We start from the raw sequence: 1490 nt of genomic DNA on the forward strand, positions 1-1490 counted from the left end.
GTCGGCGGCGACGACGGTGGCCGGAGAGGAGCCGGCGGCGGCGAGGCCCGCGGTGGCCAGAACCGTCAGTACGAGGGCGGCCAGGGGGCGGGCGGAAGCGCGCTGAAGCATCTTTCTACCTTGCTTTCTTACTTGGTCAGAGCTGATCTGCAGGGTTCAGACGTGGGTGGTTCCCCGGCCGAAATCTTGCGTTGTCTTTGCGCCCCAGGTCTCGCTGATCGGGGAGGATGATCCTGCAATGCGAGAACCAGCAGGGTGGGAAAATGTGCACGAGAGCGGACATTGGAAACGAAGGAGGCGCAGGTCCGACCGCCGAGATCTGCGCGGACGGCCTCCAGTACTACGCGGATGCTCTGCAGGGCCGACCCGCGTCCGGTGAATGTCCGCGTTGCCTGCTCGACCTGGGACTCGTCCAGCGAGTGCCGGACGGGACACTGGCCCCGATCCCGCCGCGACTGGCGGCCGGCGCCCAGATGGACCACATGGAACGCGCCATCGAGGAGAAGAAGAACGCCCTGGCGGCCATGCGGGCCGCCATCGCCCAGGCGCAGGAGATCTATCTCGACAGTTACGGCAAGGGGGAGTCGCATCTGATCCGCGTGGTCCAGGGGGCCAACGCGATCAGCGCCACCCTCTCGGCCGCGGTGCACGCCTGCCAGGAGGAACTGCTGACGGCCCAGCCCGGCGGCGGCCGCCCCCAGGAGATGCTGGACAAGGCGCTCGCCAGCGATCTGGAGGCGATCGGGCGGGGCGTGTCGCAGCGGACGATCTACCAGCACACGATCCGCTCCCACCAGCCCACGCTCATGTACGTCGAGCACATCGCGCAGGCGGGCGGCGAGGTGCGGACGCTGGACGAGGTCTTCGACCGGCTGATCATCTGCGACCGCAAGGTCGCCTTCATCCCCGATCCCAGCTCGGAGCGGAGCGAGGTCGCGCTCGCCGTGGAGCATCCGGGCGTGGTCCGGTACCTGGTCGGCATCTTCGAGCACACCTGGCAGCGGGCGTCGCCGCTGCGCAGTTTCCCCAGCACCCGGCTGCCCCCGCTGCTGACGGACGAGGTGCGCCGGGCGATCCTGCGGCACATGGTCAACGGCCACACGGACGAGGCGATCGCGGCCCGGCTCGGCATGAGCACCCGCAGCGTGGCCAACCACATGCGCTGGGCGGCGGAGCTGTTCGGCAGCCGCAGCCGGGCGCAGTTGGCGTACCTGATCGCCAAGAGCGGTTTCCTGGACGACGTACCGGAGTGACGGTGGACGTGCCGGACCGGGGGACACGGCTTCACCTTCCCCCGGGCGTCATGTACGTTGTGCCCACAGCACCGTTTCCGCGCGGCCGTCTCCCGGCCGTCGCACCGCGCAGACCGGTTGGTTCCCCGTCGCGCCACGCTGGGCCCCGCCCCGGGTCGTGATCCCGGTGGTCCGTGCCCCGTCCCTCTCCTCGTGCACCCCGCACCGTGCCCTTCGTACGGTGCGGGGTGCACGAGG

1 protein-coding gene is annotated in these 1490 nt (G+C 69.7%); it reads left to right on the top strand.

Annotated features, from left to right (window positions below; translation table 11 throughout):
* The first annotated feature begins 482 nt into the window (after window positions 1–482).
* Entirely contained in the window at window positions 483–1253 is a 771-nt protein-coding gene (locus CCN56_RS34200) for a LuxR C-terminal-related transcriptional regulator (RefSeq protein WP_256962327.1), read from the top strand.
* The last annotated feature ends 237 nt before the right edge of the window (window positions 1254–1490 follow it).

This window comes from Streptomyces sp. NRRL B-24572 (assembly GCF_002156145.1).
Classification (GTDB): Bacteria; Actinomycetota; Actinomycetes; order Streptomycetales; family Streptomycetaceae; genus Streptomyces; species Streptomyces vietnamensis.